15 protein-coding genes are annotated in these 17,743 nt (G+C 46.3%); 7 read left to right on the forward strand and 8 right to left on the reverse strand.

Annotated elements, in window-relative coordinates:
* The first annotated feature begins 155 nt into the window (after positions 1 to 155).
* Positions 156 to 470, forward strand: a complete 315-nt coding sequence (locus ACE15A_RS02695; protein WP_023249491.1) for a DUF485 domain-containing protein — start codon at positions 156 to 158, stop codon at positions 468 to 470.
* A complete protein-coding gene (gene actP / locus ACE15A_RS02700) occupies positions 467 to 2,116 on the forward strand; it encodes a cation/acetate symporter ActP (RefSeq protein WP_023249490.1) in 1,650 nt (549 codons plus the stop codon). The genes ACE15A_RS02695 and actP overlap by 4 nt, the downstream gene beginning before the upstream one ends.
* 38 nt (positions 2,117 to 2,154) lie before the next feature.
* Here actP and ACE15A_RS02705 read toward each other — a convergent pair whose 3' ends face one another.
* Positions 2,155 to 2,844 carry an LrgB family protein gene (locus ACE15A_RS02705; protein WP_001058885.1) on the reverse strand — a complete coding sequence of 230 codons (690 nt, stop codon included), beginning with the start codon at positions 2,842 to 2,844 and terminating at the stop codon, positions 2,155 to 2,157.
* Positions 2,837 to 3,247, reverse strand: coding sequence for a CidA/LrgA family protein (locus ACE15A_RS02710; RefSeq protein WP_000257348.1), 411 nt, complete (start codon positions 3,245 to 3,247; stop codon positions 2,837 to 2,839). The genes ACE15A_RS02705 and ACE15A_RS02710 overlap by 8 nt, the downstream gene beginning before the upstream one ends.
* Before the next feature lie 103 nt (positions 3,248 to 3,350).
* Between ACE15A_RS02710 and ACE15A_RS02715 the strand changes: the two genes are divergently transcribed.
* Positions 3,351 to 4,235: a LysR family transcriptional regulator gene (locus ACE15A_RS02715; RefSeq protein ID WP_023249489.1), complete on the forward strand. Its 885-nt coding sequence runs from the start codon at positions 3,351 to 3,353 to the stop codon at positions 4,233 to 4,235.
* 46 nt (positions 4,236 to 4,281) lie between these two features.
* On the opposite strand, the gene ACE15A_RS02720 is transcribed toward ACE15A_RS02715, so the two are convergent.
* The 4 genes from ACE15A_RS02720 to soxR all read right to left on the reverse strand — a co-directional run bounded on the left by ACE15A_RS02720 (position 4,282) and on the right by soxR (position 9,192).
* Positions 4,282 to 5,928, reverse strand: coding sequence for a Na+/H+ antiporter (locus ACE15A_RS02720; RefSeq protein ID WP_023249488.1), 1,647 nt, complete (start codon positions 5,926 to 5,928; stop codon positions 4,282 to 4,284).
* A gap of 149 nt (positions 5,929 to 6,077) precedes the next feature.
* Complete coding sequence (gene ghxP, locus ACE15A_RS02725) at positions 6,078 to 7,427, reverse strand: guanine/hypoxanthine transporter GhxP (protein ID WP_023249487.1); 1,350 nt, start codon at positions 7,425 to 7,427, stop codon at positions 6,078 to 6,080.
* Positions 7,428 to 7,772: 345 nt separating this feature from the next.
* The gene (locus ACE15A_RS02730) at positions 7,773 to 8,441 is read right to left on the reverse strand and encodes a glutathione S-transferase family protein (RefSeq protein ID WP_053509193.1); all 669 of its coding nucleotides are present in this window, start codon (positions 8,439 to 8,441) and stop codon (positions 7,773 to 7,775) included.
* 292 nt (positions 8,442 to 8,733) lie between these two features.
* On the reverse strand, positions 8,734 to 9,192 hold the full coding sequence (gene soxR, locus ACE15A_RS02735; RefSeq protein WP_000412686.1) for a redox-sensitive transcriptional activator SoxR: 459 nt from the start codon (positions 9,190 to 9,192) through the stop codon (positions 8,734 to 8,736).
* Positions 9,193 to 9,278: 86 nt separating this feature from the next.
* On the opposite strand from soxR, the gene soxS reads away from it, so the two are divergent.
* Positions 9,279 to 9,602, forward strand: a complete 324-nt coding sequence (gene soxS, locus ACE15A_RS02740) for a superoxide response transcriptional regulator SoxS (RefSeq protein ID WP_023249485.1) — start codon at positions 9,279 to 9,281, stop codon at positions 9,600 to 9,602.
* On the opposite strand, the gene ACE15A_RS02745 is transcribed toward soxS, so the two are convergent.
* The gene (locus tag ACE15A_RS02745; RefSeq protein WP_053509191.1) at positions 9,590 to 11,191 is read right to left on the reverse strand and encodes an EAL domain-containing protein; all 1,602 of its coding nucleotides are present in this window, start codon (positions 11,189 to 11,191) and stop codon (positions 9,590 to 9,592) included. The two genes, soxS and ACE15A_RS02745, sit on opposite strands and share 13 nt — an antisense overlap.
* Before the next feature lie 562 nt (positions 11,192 to 11,753).
* Between ACE15A_RS02745 and ACE15A_RS02750 the strand changes: the two genes are divergently transcribed.
* The 3 genes from ACE15A_RS02750 (at position 11,754) to ACE15A_RS02760 (ending at position 15,397) form a co-directional block, all read left to right on the forward strand.
* Entirely contained in the window at positions 11,754 to 12,035 is a 282-nt protein-coding gene (locus tag ACE15A_RS02750) for a YjcB family protein (RefSeq protein ID WP_023249483.1), read from the forward strand.
* A gap of 615 nt (positions 12,036 to 12,650) precedes the next feature.
* Positions 12,651 to 13,319, forward strand: a complete 669-nt coding sequence (locus ACE15A_RS02755; RefSeq protein ID WP_053509189.1) for a hypothetical protein — start codon at positions 12,651 to 12,653, stop codon at positions 13,317 to 13,319.
* Positions 13,320 to 14,506: 1,187 nt separating this feature from the next.
* Complete coding sequence (locus tag ACE15A_RS02760; protein WP_023249481.1) at positions 14,507 to 15,397, forward strand: helix-turn-helix transcriptional regulator; 891 nt, start codon at positions 14,507 to 14,509, stop codon at positions 15,395 to 15,397.
* A gap of 247 nt (positions 15,398 to 15,644) precedes the next feature.
* Here the strand turns inward: ACE15A_RS02760 and ACE15A_RS02765 are convergent, their stop codons facing one another.
* Entirely contained in the window at positions 15,645 to 17,711 is a 2,067-nt protein-coding gene (locus ACE15A_RS02765) for a peptidase domain-containing ABC transporter (RefSeq protein ID WP_023249480.1), read from the reverse strand.
* Between the last annotated feature and the right edge of the window lie 32 nt (positions 17,712 to 17,743).

The raw sequence follows: 17,743 nt of genomic DNA on the forward strand, positions 1-17,743 counted from the left end.
ATATAAAAAAACCTCCCCAAAGGATTTCGCGTTGCAGGAAGGCGGCAAGCGAGCACATCCCCAACAGCATAGTTCACTATGTGACTGGGGTGCGCGAGTGCGGCCAACGCGCCTGCGGCGTGAAAGACGAAGGGGATACCTCTGGAGACTCTGTGATGAATGATCCAATTTATCAGCGGATAGAAGACTGTGCGCGTTTCAGGGAATTAGTTGAAAAACGGCAACGGTTTGCCACGATTCTGTCGGTTATCATGCTGGCGGTTTATATCAGCTTTATTTTACTGATCGCCTTCGCGCCTGGCTGGCTGGGCACGCCTCTACATGCGGGAACCAGCGTCACCCGGGGGATTCCCATTGGGGTCGGGGTGATTGTGATTTCTTTTGTTTTGACCGGAATTTATATCTGGCGAGCGAACGGCGAATTCGATCGTCTTAATAACGCCGTACTGCATGAGGTGAAAGCATTATGAAAAGAGTTCTGACGGCGCTCGCCGCCGCACTCCCCTTCGCCGCTCATGCGGCGGATGCCATCAGCGGCGCGGTTGAACGCCAGCCCACCAACTGGCAGGCGATTATCATGTTTTTGATTTTCGTCGTGTTTACGCTCGGTATTACGTACTGGGCCTCTAAACGTGTACGTTCCCGTAGCGACTATTACACCGCAGGCGGCAATATCACCGGGTTCCAGAACGGTCTGGCGATTGCCGGCGACTATATGTCCGCCGCGTCATTTCTCGGCATTTCCGCGCTGGTGTTTACCTCAGGTTATGACGGGCTGATCTATTCGCTGGGCTTCCTTGTCGGCTGGCCAATCATCCTGTTTTTGATTGCCGAGCGCCTGCGTAATCTGGGACGTTATACTTTTGCGGATGTTGCCTCTTACCGCCTGAAACAGGGGCCAATCCGTATTCTTTCAGCCTGTGGCTCCCTGGTGGTGGTAGCACTTTATCTCATCGCCCAAATGGTCGGCGCCGGTAAACTGATTGAACTGCTGTTCGGCCTCAACTATCACATCGCCGTGGTGCTGGTCGGCGTGCTGATGATGATGTACGTGCTGTTCGGCGGGATGCTGGCGACAACGTGGGTACAAATTATCAAAGCCGTCCTGCTGCTGTTTGGCGCCAGTTTTATGGCCTTTATGGTGATGAAACACGTCGGCTTTAGCTTCAATAATCTGTTTACCGAAGCCATGGCGGTACACCCGAAAGGCGCGGCGATTATGAGTCCCGGAGGGTTGGTGCAAGACCCGATTTCGGCGCTGTCGTTGGGCCTGGGGCTGATGTTCGGCACCGCCGGATTGCCGCATATTCTGATGCGTTTCTTTACGGTCAGCGATGCCCGCGAAGCGCGCAAGAGCGTGTTCTACGCCACTGGATTTATGGGCTATTTCTACATTCTGACCTTTATTATCGGCTTCGGCGCTATCATGCTGGTGGGGGCGAATCCAGCCTATAAAGATGCTGCGGGAGCGCTCATCGGCGGTAACAACATGGCGGCGGTGCATCTGGCGAATGCGGTAGGCGGCAACCTGTTCCTTGGTTTTATCTCTGCCGTGGCCTTCGCCACTATCCTGGCGGTTGTCGCCGGTCTCACGCTGGCAGGCGCGTCGGCGGTATCGCATGATTTGTACGCCAACGTGTTCCGCAAAGGCGCAACCGAACGTGAAGAGCTGAAGGTGTCGAAAATCACCGTACTGGTGCTGGGCGTGATCGCCATTATCCTCGGCGTCCTGTTTGAAAATCAGAACATCGCCTTTATGGTGGGCCTGGCGTTTGCTATCGCCGCGAGCTGCAACTTCCCCATCATTCTGCTTTCCATGTACTGGTCAAAACTGACCACGCGCGGCGCTATGCTGGGCGGCTGGCTAGGTTTACTGACAGCGGTGGTGCTGATGATTCTTGGACCTACCATTTGGGTGCAGATCCTCGGCCACGAAAAAGCGATCTTCCCGTATGAGTATCCGGCGCTGTTCTCTATCAGCATGGCGTTCCTCGGGATCTGGTTTTTCTCGGCCACCGATAACTCGGCAGAAGGCAACCGTGAACGTGAGCAGTTCCGCGCTCAGTTTATTCGCTCCCAAACGGGATTCGGCGTAGAACAAGGGCGGGCGCATTAATCTTACCGTTTCCTCCGGCCCTGTGGGTCGGAGGAAAATCAGAACATCACCATCGCCACCAGCGGGGCTGCCAGCACCATCACCACGCCGGACAGCATCATTACCAGACTGGCGACAACGCCCTCCTGCTGACCAAGTTCATAGGAGCGCGCCGTGCCCGCCCCATGTGACGCCGCACCGAAACCGGCCCCTTTTGCCATGCCTTCCCGGATAGAGAGACGCAAAAATAGCGCGTCGCCGACCGCCATGCCAAACACGCCAGTGACGACCACGAACAACGCCACCAGATCCGGCTGCCCGCCCAGGGGTTCTGCCGCCGCCAGCGCAAACGGCGTGGTAACGGAACGTACCGCCAGACTACGCTGGATCTCATCCGACAATGTGAACAGACGCGCCAGCCAAACGGAACTGGTGACCGCCACCACCGTCGCCGTCACTACGCCAGCGGTGAGCGACATCCAGTGACGTTTGATAATCGCGAGGTTATCGTACACCGGCACCGCAAAGGCAATGGTCGCCGGACCGAGTAGCCACAATAGCCAGTGCGATTCGCCAATGTAGTTTTGCCAGGAGATATGACCGAACACCAGCATTAATACCAGCAGTGCCGGCGTCAACACTAATGGCATCAACGGCAGTTTGCGAAAACGGCGATACAGACGCTTATTGGCGAAGTAAATCCCCAGCGTAATAACCAGGCACAGTACGCTTAACTGAAAGTTATTCACGGTTTAGCCTGCTCATCTCATAGCGATATACTTTATCCACCACCCACGCCGTCGCGCCGAGTACCATTAAGGTACTGATCGCTATCACCGAGAAGATGCGCCAGCCGTCCACCAGCAATAGATGGGCATAGTTCACTACCGCCACGACGGCGGGGACAAAAAATAGCAGCATCTCCGCCAGCAGCCAGCGCGCGCCTGCGCGTACCCAGCTAAGCGGAATAATCCGGCAAACGATCAGCGCCAGCATAAGCACCATGCCGACCAGATTCGCGGGTAACGGCAGGCGCAGCCAGGAGACAAGATATTGGGAAAAAATGAATAAACCTGCATATAGCAGTACCTGAACCGGTACCTGGAGTCGTTGCACAACGGCAGGCGTAACGCGGCTTATCGCCACAGCCATGAGGGAATGTCCTGAAAAATAATACAGAGCGCCAGTATAGAGAACCTCCGTCACGGGCAGAAATGAATTAAAATCATTGCAGACATAGTCGGAAGGAATAATCATGGATATCAGAACGCTGCGTTATTTTGTCGAGGTGGTGCGCCAACAAAGTTTCACCCGCGCAGCGGAGAAGTTATTTGTCACCCAGCCCACCATTAGCAAGATGCTGAAAAATCTTGAAGATGAGCTTAACTGTACGCTACTGATCCGCGACGGACGTAAGTTATTGCTGACCGATACCGGGCGCGTGGTGTTTGAACGCGGTCTGGCGATCCTCGCTGAGTTTCGCCAGTTAGAGGCCGAGTTGAGCGATATTAACCATCTCAATAAAGGCTTGCTGCGGCTGGGTATTCCCCCGATGGTCGGCATGTTGATGGCCGGGCCAATCAGTTTGTTTCGACAACGCTACCCTGGCGTTGAACTAAAAATTTCGGAGTTTGGCGGCCTGACGGTGCAGCAGGCAGTAATGAATGGCGAGCTGGATGTCGCGATGACCGCGCTTCCGGTGGAAGAAGCAAGCGGACTGACGACGTTATCGCTGTTCAGTCATCCGCTGTGCGTGCTGGTCCCCCGTTCCGGTCAGTGGATAACCTGCGACTCCATCGCGCCTGAAGCTCTGGCGGAGCATCCACTTCTTATCTACAACGAAGACTTTGCTCTGAGCCGCCAGTTGATGACCTTATTTAGCCAGCATGACGTAAAACCACGGATTGCAGTCCGCAGCGGGCAATGGGATTTTCTCGCCGCCATGGTGCAAGCGGGCGTCGGCATCGCCATTTTGCCGGAACCGATTTGTCAGCGCCTGGATAAGGCCACGCTGCGCTGGCTGCCGCTGGAAAGCGATCTCCGCTGGCAGTTGGGCATGATTTGGCGCGAGGGCGTGTATCTGTCGCACAGCGCTCGGGCATGGTTAACCTGTTGCGAAGGGTTTTGGTTAAAATCATAGTCGTGCTCCCAGGCCCGGTAAGCATCGCGCCACCGGGCCACAAGGACTATTGATTTTCTATCAGCAGCGCTTCCATCAAATCCAGGTCATGCAGCAGCTTTTGCAATGTTTCATTGCTGATCTCTCGCGTGGCGCGCAGATGATACAACTCGGCACGTTCGGAACGCAGCGCGGCAAGACGGAAACGCCGCTCCAGGTTTTCTTCCTGTATGGAGCTTTCGACATCGTTTCGTCCATCGGCACGGCGACGTAAGTTACCAATGACACGAGAGCTTACTTCAGTAAGCAACTGATTATCGATGTTTTCTTCGGTATCCGCCGCCAGACGCTCTTCCATTTTCTGAATGGCGATAATCGCCACTTCCGCCGTCGCCGCACGGGCGATACGCTCCTCTTTCAACTGTTGCGCATGATCGGCGACTTCCAGATGTTGCAGCAGCAGCGGCAGCATGATCACGCCGACAAATAGCGAGAACAGAATGACGCCAGCCGCCAGGAATACCAGTTCATAACGCGCCGGAAATCCGCTGCCATTCGGTAAAAGTAACGGTATAGAGAGCACACCAGCCAATGTGATCGCCCCACGAACGCCAGCGAAGGAAGCAATCAGAATTTCACGTGACGTCCAGTTGGCGAACTCCATCGGTTTCTTCTTCAAAAAGCGCAGGCTGAACTTTTTCATGGCCCACAGCCAGCCGAAGCGAACCAGCATTAATGCCGCATAAATCAGCACGATATCGGTAAAGAGCATCCAGGTTTCGACATTCGGGTCAGCTTCCGCCGCCGCCAGCGAAGACTCCAGAATACCCGGCAATTGCAGTCCCAACAGCAGAAAGACCATACCGTTAAAGACAAATTCCAGCATCGCCCAGGTACTGTTAGCACGCAAACGCATTGCCAGCGGCGCACGGCGCATTACGCCAGATCGGGTGATGGTCATCCCGGCGGCAACGGCGGCCAGAATGCCTGAGACGCCAATATGTTCGGCAATCAGGTAAGACGCGAAGGGCAGCAGAAATAGCAGGACGATTTGCGTCGCGGGCTCATCGCCGCCCCAGCGGCTCAAAAAACGCAGCGATCGGCCATACAGCCAACTGACCACAAAACCCGCCAGAATACCGCCGATAGCAACCTTAAAAAACTCCAGCGTCGCGCCGCCGACGGTAAACACCATCGTCCCCATCGCGACCGCGACGGCGAATTTCAGCGATACCAGACCGGAGGCGTCGTTCATTAACGCCTCGCCCTGCAGAATGCCCATGATTTTTTTCGGGATACGCCCCTCGCCCACAATTCCGGAGAGCGCTACCGCATCGGTCGGCGACAACACGGCGGCCAGCGCAAAAGCGGGGATCAGCGGAATGCCGGGCACCAGCCAATAAATCAGGAAGCCGATCCCAACGACCGTCACCAGAACCAGCGCCAGCGCCAGCCCGAAAATCTCCCGCCCATGTTCAAGAAATTCACGGGTCGGCGTTTTCCAGCCATCCGCAAACAGCAGCGGTGGAATAAACAGCACCAGGAAGAGCTCCGGGTCGAACTCCACATGCAAACCAAACGTCGGCCACGCCAACAGCGCGCCAACGGCGATCTGCATAAGGGGTAAAGGAAGCTGGAAGGGTAATACACGCGTAAATACCCCCGACAGCGAGACCACAAGGGTCATGATGAGTATTGTGAAGAAAATTTCCATGCGTTCCCTGTTTGCGATGTTTTTTATGATGGAGAGAGGCATCATGCCTCGGTTTCACCTTCTTCAGATTAACGCAAAAGGTAACGTGATGTGTCCTGAAAATGAAAACGGGCGGCCAACGCCACCCGTTTTTCAGAACGAAGGTAGAACTAGATAGCCCAGCCGCCGGCATAAAAAGCGACCAACGCGACCGCAATGACGACAGTCCCGATATTCAGTTTACGCCATTCGCCGGAAACCACACGCCCGACGACCAGCGTGGCAAAGCCGATCATAATCCCGGTGACAATGTTACAGGTCAGTACAATAAATACGGCTGTCACCAGCCCAGCCATCGCATCGACGAAATCAGCAAAATCGATTTTCGCCACGTTGCTCAGCATCAGCAGACCGACATACATGAGCGCCGGGGCGGTTGCATAGACGGGAACGAGATAAGAGAGCGGCGAAAGAAACAGGATCAGTAAAAACAGCACGCCCACGGTAATCGCCGTCAGGCCCGTTTTGCCGCCCGCCGCCGTACCGGCCGCAGACTCGATATACACCGCGGCTGGCGCCGCCCCGACCAGGCCGGAGAAAACGCTACTCAGGGAGTCGGTGGTTAGCGCTTTACCGCCATCGATAATTTGTCCGTCTTTGTCCAGCAGATTAGCCTGCCCTGCGACCGCACGGATCGTCCCGGTCGCATCAAATACCGCCGTCATCACCAGCGCCAGTACGCTTGGCAGGACGACAGGGTTTAACGCGCCCATAATATCCAGGCTGCCGATCAGCGAGTTGCCGTTTTCATCGCTCAACGAAGGCATAGCGAAAATGCCGGAAAAATGGACGCCAGGATCGAAGAGCAAACCCACAATAGAAATGCCAATAATGGTCAACAGAATGCCGCCGGGGACTTTCAGCTTTTCCAGACCGAGAATAACAGCCAGCCCCACCAGCGACATAATCACCGGGAAGGTGTCGAAATCACCCAGCGCGACCGGCAGACCATCCAGCGGGTTTTTAATGACCAGGCCGACGCCGTTGGCGGCAATCAGCAACAAAAACAGGCCAATACCGATACCTGTTCCGTGAGCCACGCCCTGTGGCAAGTTACGCAAAATCCAGCTACGAATGCCGGTAGCGGAGATAATGGTAAACAGTACGCCCATCAGGAATACAGCGCCAAGCGCGACCGGGACGCTAATATGTTGCCCCAATACCAGGCTAAACGCGGTAAACGCCGTCAACGAGATAGCGCAACCGATAGCCAGCGGCAGATTCGCCCATAGTCCCATAACAATAGAGCCGACGCCTGCGACCAGGCAGGTCGCCACAAAGACGGCGGCAGGCGGGAACCCGGCTTTACCCAGCATCCCTGGCACCACGATGACGGAGTAAACCATCGCGAGGAACGTGGTTAAGCCAGCAACGACTTCCTGGCGAACGGTGCTCCCGCGTTGTGAAATTTTAAACCAGGCGTCGAGTGAACCGCCGGTACGCGCTGAAGGCGTAGACATAGAAAACATCCCCTGAGAATTTATTATTCGTCGGTATACGTGGGAGGTAATCCACTAACAGAGCAACGTTATCTCCTTGTGCTACATTTACGACAATCGGGGTGCCGCAAAAAAGCAAACGTTTAGCTCCACGTATACAAAACGGGTGGCAAAAAAGGCAAACGATTATCCAGCGATCATAAACGCTTTTTCAACTGAACTTTGCCGCTTTTTATGCTTTTCTGCTTAGTATGCTCAATAAATCGCCACACTATGCGCAATCGTTATCGTCACTGCGCAATCCAGCAACAATTTTTCGCATCGCTGTTAGCAAATACGTTGCGCAATCTGCTCACAAAAACGTCATTATCCACCGGGGATGGTAAACGGACCGCCCTGCTGAATCGCTCGCTGCCAGGCAGGACGCCTTTCTACCCGCGCTTTCCATGCGTTGATATGGTCGAGATGAGCGATCCCGCCCCGGGCAAGCAGCGCAAATAGCGGGAAGCTCATCTGGATATCCGCCATACTCAACTGCTCCCCGGCAAACCAGGGGTGATTTGCCAGATGCCCGTCAATAAAGCGCGCATGGGTTTCCAGTTGCGGATTGAGGTACGCTTTTTGCGCACCCTGACCGATGACGCCGCCCAACGTTCGCAGGCCCAATGGCACCGGCGGTTTACCCAGAGAGGTAAAGAGCAGTCTCATCAATAGCAAGGGCATGAGTGAACCTTCAGCGTAATGTAGCCAGAATCGATAGTGTTGTTTCCCCTGCGCATCCGCAGGTTTAAAGCGCCCGATACTGTCGTAAGTTTCCTGCAAATATTCCAGGATGGCGCCCGATTCCGCAATAACCATACCGTGATCTTCGATAACCGGAGACTTGCCCAGCGGATGCACTTTTTTCAATGCCGGCGGCGCCAGCATTGTCTTTTCACGTTGGTAACGCACAATCTGGTAAGGCAACGCCAGTTCTTCCAGCGCCCAGAGGATGCGCTGCGAACGAGACTGATTTAAATGGTGCACCGTTAGCATGACTGTCTCCTGTAAGGTATGCCAACTAACTATAGAAAATGATGGCAGTTGCCGTAAAAATTTCGGCTAAAAAATCAACATTTCGCTGGCGAACAGGGAGCCGTCGCTTACACTTACAGTATCAACACAAACCGGAACCTCCACCACGTGCTCGATATGAGGGGTGTTGACGTCGGGGGAAACCCTCCTGTAATCAGCGGGATAGAGTGAAAGACAAAGACCGGAAACAAACTAAAGCGCCCTTAGCGGCGCTTTAGTTTTAGGTGAATTCTGCCCGATGGCCGGATGCGTGTTAATCATCTTCAAGCAGGCGGGCGCCCGTCCCGTGTTCGCCAAGCCTGTCGCCTGGATTTCTCAGCGGACAGTCGCTACGCGATAAACAGCCGCAGCCGATACAACCGTCCAGCTCATCGCGCAACGCCACCAGCGTATGGATACGTCGGTCTAACTCTTCACGCCACTGCGAGGAGAGCTGCTTCCACTCTTTTGCACTCAACGTATGTCCTTCCGGCAAGATACCGAACGCGTCACCGATAGTTGCCAGCGGAATACCTATACGCTGGGCGATCTTGATAATCGCAACATAACGCAACACGTCACGCTTGTATCGCCGCTGGTTGCCGCTATTACGGATACTGGTAATTAGCCCTTTGCTTTCATAGAAGTGCAGGGCGGACACTGCAACACCACTACGTTTCGCGACTTCCCCCGGCGTAAGTAAGGCTTTTAAACGGGGAGATTTTTTTTCCATAAATCGCTTTACCTCAAGTTAACTTGAGGAATTATACTCGCCCGCAGACAAAACGACGAATCGAATACTGTTTAAGAGGCAGCAATATGTCGCATCAGCAGATAATTCAGACCCTTATCGAATGGATTGATGAACATATCGACCAACCGCTAAACATTGAGGTGGTGGCAAAAAAATCGGGTTACTCCAAGTGGTATTTGCAGCGGATGTTCCGTACGGTAACGCATCAAACCTTAGGCGAGTATATTCGCCAGCGCCGTCTCCTGTTAGCAGCCGTAGAACTACGGACGACTGAGCGCCCGATTTTTGATATCGCGATGGACCTGGGCTATGTATCGCAACAAACCTTCTCGCGTGTATTCCGCCGCGAGTTCGATCGCACTCCCAGCGATTACCGTCACCGCCTGTAGGACGCCTGCCCGCGTATCGTCAGAGGCGCGGGCGGTTGTTGTAGCCAGACGATGAATTCCTGCGGCGGTAACGCTTTCGCAAAGTGCCATCCCTGACAATACTGAACGCCGCGTTTTAGCAACCAGCTAACCTGTTCAGCCGTTTCAACCCCTTCAGCAATGATTTTTAGCCGCAAACTTTGTGCCATTTCAATAATATGTTCCACAATCAAATGGCTGGCGCTATTAGTGGTTAGCGTGTCGACAAAAGATTTATCAATTTTTAAAAGGTCGACATTTAATGAGTACAGGTTATGCAAGTTCGAATAGCCAGTACCAAAGTCATCAATTGCCACCTCGTATCCCGCCTGGCGAAACGCCTGAATAATCGGCGTCATTTTAGGCACATCAATAAATCCGCGCTCGGTCACTTCAACCTTTATCTGTTGCGCAAGCACTGAATGCTGACGCGTTTTTTCATGAATCATCACAATTAACCGGGAAGAGAGAAAATCGGCGGCAGAGAGATTGATAGAGACATAAAGATGCGGGTGCGCAGCCAGAAAACAACCTAAATCATTAAATACCTCTTCGACGACATAATCGGTGATCTGCTCAATCATCCCCTCTTTTTCCGCCAGTGGAATAAATTCGCCAGGGCTCATCACCGGACCGTTATATCCCGGCCAACGCAATAGCGCTTCGGCGCCTACACACAACCCGTTTCGGATATCAATGATCGGCTGATAATGAAGGCAAAGCTGATGCCTGGTCATGGCCCGTTGCAGCAATCGGCGCGGTGAGTGATATGCCTGTCGGGATCGTGACCACATGAATAAGATAATAATGCTACAGATGATCCCTAACGGTAGCGTTAATGTAAGCTGATGAAAGAGGTTCTGGTAAAAACGCTCCTTTGAGGTTGAAACAATTGCGGCAACCGGTCGTTTTGCTGATTTAACCAGAGTATAAAAACGTTCACCCTGTTGGAACACAGGTTCACTTCGTCGCACCAAAGGTAATAGCTGAGCGGCCTGCGCCAGTTCACTCAGGGAGAAAAAGGTATTGGTCACCGTATCATACATTCCCCAGGCCAACGCCGGATCGTCTGACATCACCTCGCTATAAGATAATGGATTGATAACCACAACATAGTTTCCCCGCTGCATATACGTCATTTTATAACCGTTAAAAAAAGGCGTATCACGATAGTAATAAATAGCGATGTCAGGCTTTCGCTCATAGTCAGCGCGGGGAATAAAATAAGGGTTTGTTGGCGTCATAACCGTAGAGCATAGAAAACGCTGGCCTTCAGCATAAATCAACTCATTAATGTACAAACGACCGCGGATAATATTCAGCATTCGCTGTTGATGGGCTGGTGTACAGGCTTGTCCCTGATATTGTTCAGCAGCATCGCGGGCTAAATCCGCTTGCAGGATAACCAGCTCCGTTTTATCTAATACCCACTGTGCAAATGAATGTAATTGATTTCTGGTTTCAGAGACTGCCCGGCTATGAGCAAACCATAACGCCAGCAATACAGGAAGTAACACCACAATGATCTTTTCGAGAAATTTCAACACCTTGCGTCGCGTGCTTTGACTCATTTTCAGCCTATTTCCCTGCATTATTTATGACTATTATTGGCAAAACAAGATGTGATCCAAACGGAGGTTTACGGTGCATGAATCTATCAATATTAGCAACAGACTTTTGCCGGTCAACATTTACTATTAATGGATATGCGCAATCTTTATCGCATAACAGGCAGGAAGCCAAATATTTTTGATAATATCAGAATGATGCTCAGGTAAACGGCCGGCTATAAATTTTTATCCATTTCTTTTGATAAATAACTTGATATTTTTATCAGGTCTACATTTCACGGAAAAAATAAAAGAGTAGTAATAATACATCTTTTACTTTCGGACGGTTTCTCTATGGACGCTCAGAAACCACACAAAAAAGATGGTTATAAAACGCACAAAAAATACATTGTCGATCTGGTGGACAATCAACATTATGTGATACAGTTCACAAAAATAATGAAACAGAAATAATGTTTCATTCGATGTTGATGTGACGTCCGTTGATAGCCAGAATGTCCCACGCTTCCCGGGAGCAACGCCGCGCTGTCCTGGACAAAGGTCTATTCAGAGGAAATGTTTCATGACTGCCATAACCACTGGTGTCGTTCTTCTCCGTTGGCAACTGTTGAGCGCAGTGCTCATGTTTTTAGCCAGCACGCTCAATATTCGTTTCCGTAGATCAGATTATATTGGTCTGGCGGTGATCAGTAGCGGTCTGGGCGTAGTATCCGCCTGCTGGTTTGCCACAGGTTTACTCGGTATCACCATGATGGATCTCGCCGCAATTTGGCATAACATTGAAGCCGTTATGCTCGAAACGATGAGCCATACCCCACCAGAATGGCCAATGGTGCTGACCTGAGGTGCTATCGCTTCCCGGTGAAGTCGGCCCGGGAGGGTTTTCAACGCCTCCCTTTGCTTTCGATGATGCGCTCCCTGGAGGCATCATCGAAAGCGATCTATCCTAAATCCCCACGCTTTATTTATATCAAAATCTTATGTTTCGCTTTGACTGTAACGTAATAATAATGATAAGGAACACTATAAAATATCAATAATAGCCCTATATTATATGTTATTGTGCCACCCCCCTTTTTTTTACTTTTAGTTCACAGCAGTTGTCCTATATTATAACACCATGTATTTTTATGGTGAGCCTCAAACAGTCTGTTCATTCGGCATTTTTGACAATATTACAGGAGTGATCTAAACCGTTATTTTTACCATCCCGGTTTTGAGACTCCAAATATTTTCCCTAACGAATCCAGAGAAGATCCCGGATAATAATTATAGAATCGAAAACTACTCGTTGTGCCGTACACGTACATATTTTAAAAATCAATTGACTATTGTTTTTTAATTGACAGGGCGTACTGCAATATTAAAGAGGATAAAAAATAGTAAGTACCTAATATTAACTCAATTAAAGATGGCGCTGGGCTAATAGTGTTGGCGAAATAGAGGCAAAAAACTTAAAATGAAAGTCAAAGCGAATAAAAATATCCATTCTGCTACCAGCAGTCATACTCTCAAGGTGGGTCTGACCGCGAATTCTACTGGATACACAAGATCCAATAAAATAGTTGTTGTTGGCCCCAGTGAAGCGGAAGTAACCGGTATAATAGCATTATTACAACACGATGGCTTTCAGGTATGTCAGGGAAAAGGGGTTAAGTTGGATGCTGACGATTTACTTATCGTCACTTTGAGCACCGTTCCGCTACTAGGTTGGTGGAGACATCTGGAATACCTTCATATGTTAAAACGTAAAGGGAAATATCAGATGCTGGCTATTATTCCAACTGCTTTGAAAGAAATCATGTTACGTCAGAGTATCTGCCCAATAATTGAGGGAGGAGGAACGCTGGCCCAACTACATAATGCTTTACTCGCAGCAGCAGAAACATGGAAAAAAGGAATCCTCCCAAGAATAAACCGAGGCAAAAGCACTCCAGACCGCAAGTTAACGGCAGGGCAAGCCCGTGCAATATATAAACTTCTTGAAGGGAAATATATTGATAGTAAAACTCAATATAGCCAACGTTATCTAGCCCTTGAACGTCTTGGCTTTTCTGGAACAGCGCAATTTTCATTATTTACAGCAGGAATTGGTAACGTAATTCAACATCAAAATTTTATTTTTTAAAATATATCACGGTCAGTGCGATATAAATTTACCACATAATAGCAAATATAAAGTGTTATTATTGTTATCACCCATTACAATATATCAACTATACAGAATGATATGATTTTTCCTTTATATGAATCAGATAAAACATTGGGTTAGCAATTGTATTTTTATGACTAAAATATACATACCATCACATCAGCCCATCTGGTAATAATAGTTTAATAGGCTTATCCTTGTAAGGCATTATAAACAATATAATTGTATACGCTTATGAAGATTAATATTTTGATAATATATAAAACTCTATAAATGTTCTCTATTACGTGGTAAGCATAGATACTCCATGCGCTCAGGCCAGATTCATTAAAGAACACAATATCAATTCAAAAATTAGATTTTTGTCTGACTATGCAGAACAGCGTTTTATGAGTAACACCAGACTTCGTATTATTGAGATAAATATATCCGCTCGGGCGGTAATAGAATACGATGAAAATAATAATATTTATATCAGTTTATAAATATACACTTAATTGTAGAATTAGTGTAAATCAGACTTATCCCTCATTAAGAAAAAATAGTGGTGTTTATGCTGCTTGTTACCCACTAAATTTTCCATAGGTTATCTGGTTTGCACACCCCAGCTATTTCTCATATTTCAAAGGATATCTGACGACTTAATATATTAGGCTGAACGGTAATTAATTCTCACTTATACAATTATACTCCCACTCGATACACACCTGCATGTAAATAATATAATTGTAAATTTCATGGACTTACAATGAAAGATATGTCATAGATGGAAAGTTATATTCGCTCACCTAAAAATATAGTCGATGATGCCACTAGTGGTATTGAATAGCACCTCAAAATAATATTTTTGCAGATTTTTAGATGTCTATATTTTATATTTTTATGTCTTTCTCTCTCTTTTCACGTTAAAAATAAGCGGTGTAAAATGCAATTTGTTATTTTAATGTGTAATATTTTAAAATAATCTAACCTGCAAAATCAGATTGTGTCAATATTAAATTCAGTAAATGATAAAATAATATAATTAGCACACTTATTAAAAACGTACACCATCACAATAAAAGCACTGAGATTTATAATTTATATAATTCTTCATTATTTCCTATATCATCCACAATATTTATTGTTGACACTCCGCTAAATGAATGTAAGAAGAGAATAAGATGTCTAAACAAAATGAGCATTTTGTAAAACAAGTTTCAACAGGTATTTTTGACAATAAGATGACAAACCTTGAAATATCGTTGCCTTTTTGTTTTTTCTTATACACTAAGGATAGACCTTTTTATATGTCTTTCAGTGGTGACATATTAAAAATCAATAAAGGACAGGCAATTTTTATAAAAAAGTCTGTTCCTTTCTCTGTATTGTTAAATTGGGGAAAAATGGAAAATGGACTTGTTCGCAATGATATTGTGTCGTTAAAAATACCTCAACAAGCAATAATAGAGTATAATCGACACTATATTTATAAAGATCAAAATGAACCAAGGGCTTGGGCATCCAATGATTATATCATAATCAACTTTTCACATGAGCAAACTAAGGATTACACATTAATTAATGCATTAATAGAAAGTTTCCCCGTCACAGCAACTGGTGAAATATTATATGATCATGTCGATGAAGCAAAGTACATGCTAATATTATCTTTAATCAAGCAAAAAAATGCGGCATTAGAAGATATGATTTTATCTTACTCTTCCTTAACAACTTCGGAGAAAGTAGCCAGCTTAATAATGAGCGATTATAGCAAAAATTGGAAAAGTAAAGACCTGGCAATGCAAATGAACATGAGTGTATCTACTTTTAAGAAAAAAATGTATAAGGATACCGGTTCTGTTAGTTCTTACATAACAAAAATAAAAATGATTGAAGCATTACGTCAGTTAAGACGTACTAATCGTCCAATAAATGCTATAGCTATTTCCCTTGGCTATACATCATCTTCTTACTTTACCAGCGTATTTAAAAAGCACTTCAAGATTTTTCCTTCGGAGATCAGGAAGAATGATGGTCATCCGACAGAAGGTAGTACTGAAAATTATCCTTGAACGAGTGGCTATATCTATAAACTTAATCATACGCTGATATTGTATTGAGCCTGATATATCAAATATCTTTTTGGAACGTTACATCATGCTAGCTTTTTTACCTAACGCTGGCTAATTCGGATCATTATCTCGACTTGTTATAACTGGATAATAACAATCGAATTATTCAAAACAGGCCATATCAATAGAATTGATATGGCCTGTTTTATAAAAACAATTGTTCTATAGCCAACAATGGAATATTTATTTAACCCATTAGTTTTTCAGGAGTACAATCCCGAATAACTTTCCCCCCTTTCATCACCAATACTCTATCAAAGTATTTTATAAGATAACGTCGATGAGTAATCATAATGAGTGTTTTCCCTTGAATAAACTCATCCAGGTTATCAAAAATTTGTTTTTCTGTATTCTCATCCAAATTTGATGTTGGCTCATCCCACAAGAACACACTAGCATCACTACTTAAACTACGTGCTAACAATAATTGCTGTTGCTGGCCAGACGAAAGGTTTTTCGCCATAAAGTTCACAGGAAATTTTAACCCCATAGGATGCTGTAAAATAAAACCACAATTCGCTATATGAAGAGCTTTTAATACCCGGCCTCTGTCATTTTGTGGTTTTAATGCAAAATTACTTTCAACAGTCCCAGTAAACAAAACATCATGGGTTGTAACGACACTTAAGTGTTGTGAGAAAAAGTTCTGGGAGAGATGTCCTAGATTATACCCATCGTACAAAATGGCACCATCTGTAGGTGAAAGGTAGCCAGATAACAGCCCCAATAATGAACTTTTCCCTGCGCCACAATCACCTATAATTGCAACTCGTTGTCCGGAAGGAATGTCTATAGATAAACGGTTAATAATAACTGAAGATTGCGCATCATATTGGTAGCTAACACCACGAATAGAAATCTCACCCTCACACTTTGAAATTGACTGCAACGCTGGTGTCTTTTCTTCCTGATCTTCATCAAAGAAAGAAAGCAAGTCCTTACCCGTTTTTTCTGCTGACAATATAGAGATTAATGTAGATGAAAAGTTGGAGGTGATCCCCGAGATACGTCCAGAAACGATAACTGAAGATACAATTGCACCAGTGGTAATATCACCTTTAATTACCATAAAAAAAGCTATTATCATTATTGTTATTTGAGTAATAGATGACATACTTCCTAATATTGATTGATAGATAAGATTTAGCTTTCTTATCTTAAGATTAAGATATGACTGTTCGTTTGATGTATTAACCCAATCAAATAGTAAGCCCTGATTGTTTAATGTATGGATCATTTTAATTGATAAAAATACTTCCGATATGAAAACATTTCTGTTCTTTTGGCCTTCTTTTTGTTTATTCATCAACTCATTGGTATAATGATGGTTAACAATGGACAAAATAATAGAGATTATAAAAACAATAATGGGAACAACCACTACCCATCCTAAATTCACATAAATAACAGCGATAAATATCAAAAAAATTGGGATATCGGCTATACGTTGAAAAACAGAATTCAATAAAATAGGTTTAACCTTCTGAAACTCATTCCACAGAACAAATGCTGATGACATTGATTTACCGTTTTTCTTTTTACCATAAAGCACCGCCTCGAGAAACGAGATATCAATATCGACGTCATCTTGTCTGGCCGTTATAGATTGGTAAATATCTTTTGACGTACGTAGAATAAACTCAAAAACGATAAATACAGCTACAATAATAGCGACACCAAATAAAGACGAAACAGAAGCACTTGGAATAAGCTTGTCATAAAACAAATTACTAAAAACTGGAATTGTCAGCGCAAAAATTGCCATAAACAAAGATGAAAAAAAGTATTTTGTATAAAAAACCTTGTTCATTGATAAAGAGTTTTTAATAATATTATTCACTCTTATACTATCAACAACTTTATTTAAGGGAAGTATACTAAACGCCGATAGCTTTTTTAGATACTCATCAGGTATCTCTACATAACACAGTTCCCCTCGGGCATTTACTAATTTAATTTTTTGCCCACCGCTGATACATACCATCCATTTCATTTCAGGGGTCAGTAGTAAAATGGGCATAGGTTCATTTAATAGATCTTCGCCACTACTAAATAATATATCCTGTAAAGAAAGTCCTAATGACAAGAAAAAATTCTTCATTTGTATTGAGTCATCGGTATTATTTCTATCATATTTTTTAAATCGAATATTTATATCTTCCTCTTTAATGTCTATTTTTATATTGAATTTTTTTGACACTATAGACAATGCATTTTCTGCACTTAAATAATATGGTTCTAGCTTTGTATCCATAAATAGATCATTCCCCTCACCTGACGGTGAGG

Source organism: Salmonella sp. HY31 (assembly GCF_042604575.1).
GTDB classification, from domain to species: Bacteria; Pseudomonadota; Gammaproteobacteria; order Enterobacterales; family Enterobacteriaceae; genus Salmonella; species Salmonella diarizonae.

What these genes read in the sequence shown, in the direction of transcription:
- ACE15A_RS02760 (WP_023249481.1), top strand. Translation starts at nt 14,507, where the DNA reads ATGTCTAAACAAAATGAGCATTTTGTAAAACAAGTTTCAACAGGTATT.
- ACE15A_RS02755 (WP_053509189.1), top strand. Translation starts at nt 12,651, where the DNA reads ATGAAAGTCAAAGCGAATAAAAATATCCATTCTGCTACCAGCAGTCAT.
- ACE15A_RS02730 (WP_053509193.1), bottom strand. Translation starts at nt 8,441, where the DNA reads ATGCTAACGGTGCACCATTTAAATCAGTCTCGTTCGCAGCGCATCCTC.
- ACE15A_RS02750 (WP_023249483.1), top strand. Translation starts at nt 11,754, where the DNA reads ATGACTGCCATAACCACTGGTGTCGTTCTTCTCCGTTGGCAACTGTTG.
- ACE15A_RS02745 (WP_053509191.1), bottom strand. Translation starts at nt 11,191, where the DNA reads ATGAGTCAAAGCACGCGACGCAAGGTGTTGAAATTTCTCGAAAAGATC.
- actP (WP_023249490.1), top strand. Translation starts at nt 467, where the DNA reads ATGAAAAGAGTTCTGACGGCGCTCGCCGCCGCACTCCCCTTCGCCGCT.
- ACE15A_RS02695 (WP_023249491.1), top strand. Translation starts at nt 156, where the DNA reads ATGAATGATCCAATTTATCAGCGGATAGAAGACTGTGCGCGTTTCAGG.
- ghxP (WP_023249487.1), bottom strand. Translation starts at nt 7,427, where the DNA reads ATGTCTACGCCTTCAGCGCGTACCGGCGGTTCACTCGACGCCTGGTTT.
- ACE15A_RS02715 (WP_023249489.1), top strand. Translation starts at nt 3,351, where the DNA reads ATGGATATCAGAACGCTGCGTTATTTTGTCGAGGTGGTGCGCCAACAA.
- soxS (WP_023249485.1), top strand. Translation starts at nt 9,279, where the DNA reads ATGTCGCATCAGCAGATAATTCAGACCCTTATCGAATGGATTGATGAA.
- ACE15A_RS02720 (WP_023249488.1), bottom strand. Translation starts at nt 5,928, where the DNA reads ATGGAAATTTTCTTCACAATACTCATCATGACCCTTGTGGTCTCGCTG.
- ACE15A_RS02710 (WP_000257348.1), bottom strand. Translation starts at nt 3,247, where the DNA reads ATGGCTGTGGCGATAAGCCGCGTTACGCCTGCCGTTGTGCAACGACTC.
- ACE15A_RS02765 (WP_023249480.1), bottom strand. Translation starts at nt 17,711, where the DNA reads ATGGATACAAAGCTAGAACCATATTATTTAAGTGCAGAAAATGCATTG.
- soxR (WP_000412686.1), bottom strand. Translation starts at nt 9,192, where the DNA reads ATGGAAAAAAAATCTCCCCGTTTAAAAGCCTTACTTACGCCGGGGGAA.